The sequence below is a fragment of the Ligilactobacillus sp. 110_WCHN genome (genome assembly GCF_030518115.1).
In the GTDB taxonomy this organism is placed as follows: domain Bacteria; phylum Bacillota; class Bacilli; order Lactobacillales; family Lactobacillaceae; genus Ligilactobacillus; species Ligilactobacillus aviarius_C.
Genome location: NZ_JAULLI010000045.1, coordinates 1 through 1520 on the forward strand (window position 1 = coordinate 1; position 1520 = coordinate 1520).

Annotated in this window: 1 protein-coding gene; it reads left to right on the plus strand. The window is 33.8% G+C overall.

The window, feature by feature from the left end; genetic code table 11:
• The first annotated feature begins 192 nt into the window (after positions 1-192).
• On the plus strand, positions 193-1398 hold the full coding sequence (locus tag Q3C15_RS08615) for an IS110 family transposase (protein ID WP_289555121.1): 1206 nt from the start codon (positions 193-195) through the stop codon (positions 1396-1398).
• The last annotated feature ends 122 nt before the right edge of the window (positions 1399-1520 follow it).

Consider the following 1520-nt stretch of genomic DNA (forward strand, 5'->3'; position numbering starts at 1 on the left):
TTTTCTTTGCGTTAAAGTGATAAATGAAGTTGACATGTCGTGAGTTTTTTTGACACTTGATGTCGCATAACAAAATGGCAACTTCATTGCTTTTACTGTGAATCTCTTCGTAGTCTGTTGGCATTCATGTCATGTTTTGAAAATTAGATTAGTAAAAGTTTATGAATCAACTTTGAAAGGATGGTATATATTATGCGTTTTGTTTTTGGTATTGATGTTAGTAAAGTCACTTCTAACGTGGCGGTTGCGATTGATGGGCAAGTATTTAATGAATTTAAAATCACTAATGACTCTTTAGGATTCAATCAACTATTAACTCAATTACAACAGGTTAATCAACCTGAGGTTGTTTTTGAAGCCACAGGAGTTTATTCTCGGCGTTTACGGACTTTCTTACAAAAAAATAATGTTGATTATGTTCAATTAAATCCACTAGCGGCTAAAAAACAATTAGATAGTTTACGGCCAAATAAAACTGATCGTAATGATGCACGTCATCTTGCTGAAACACAGTTTATTCTTAATCGAGTTTCTACATATCAACAAGATCCAATTTATCAAGAACTATTAGATCAAAGTCGTTTTTATCAACAAATCAATGAAGATCTTGTTCGCGATAAAAATCGATTACATCGCATTTTACAATCCGTTTTTCCTGAATATGAACAATTCTTAAGCTGCCCCTCAGGAAAATTATACTGGCAAGTTTTAATTATGTTACCAACACCTACTCAAATTCTTAGTTATGACGTGGATTCATTAGCGATTAAAATTAAAACTTGCAGTGAACGTAACATTTCTGATAAACGAAGTCGGCAATTAGCCGCACGGCTAATCAATTTGGCACAATTATCATTTCAATCTGTAACTGATGATTCATCATTAATCGATCAAGTCCGTTACTATGCTAATGAATTATTGCGCCTCGATGCACTTAAAAAGAAAATCGTCACGAAGATGTTATCAATTGCTAAACAATTACCTGATTTAACGATTTTAGAAAGCATTCCAGGAATTGGTGAAACAACCGCTGTTTTATTATTAGCTGAATTGGGCGACATTCGTCGCTTTAATAACGCCAATAAAATCAATGCTTTTGTTGGTATTGACCTTCGTCACTACGAATCTGGAAATTTCGTCGCCGCTGACCATATCAGTAAACGTGGAAACTCTTACGCCCGTAAACTCCTTTATCGCACTATCGGTAATATTGCCTCTGCTGCCCGCTTTCAACCATCACACATCAATGATTATTACCAAAAACGAAAAAAGCAATCCTCTCTACCAACTAAGAAGATTGCTATCGCATGCGTCCATAAATTAATACGAACAATATACCATCTAATAATTCATAATCAATTTTACGATTATGCTAAAGCAAAAGAACAAGTTGCATAATCCTAATTGGTTATAACATTATTATAACTGACTATTTTTTCTTTACAAATAGTCAGGTTTATTTAGTGTACATAAAATCACTAAAATTCTGCTCCTGTGGAGCGATATTTACTTCTAGAAGG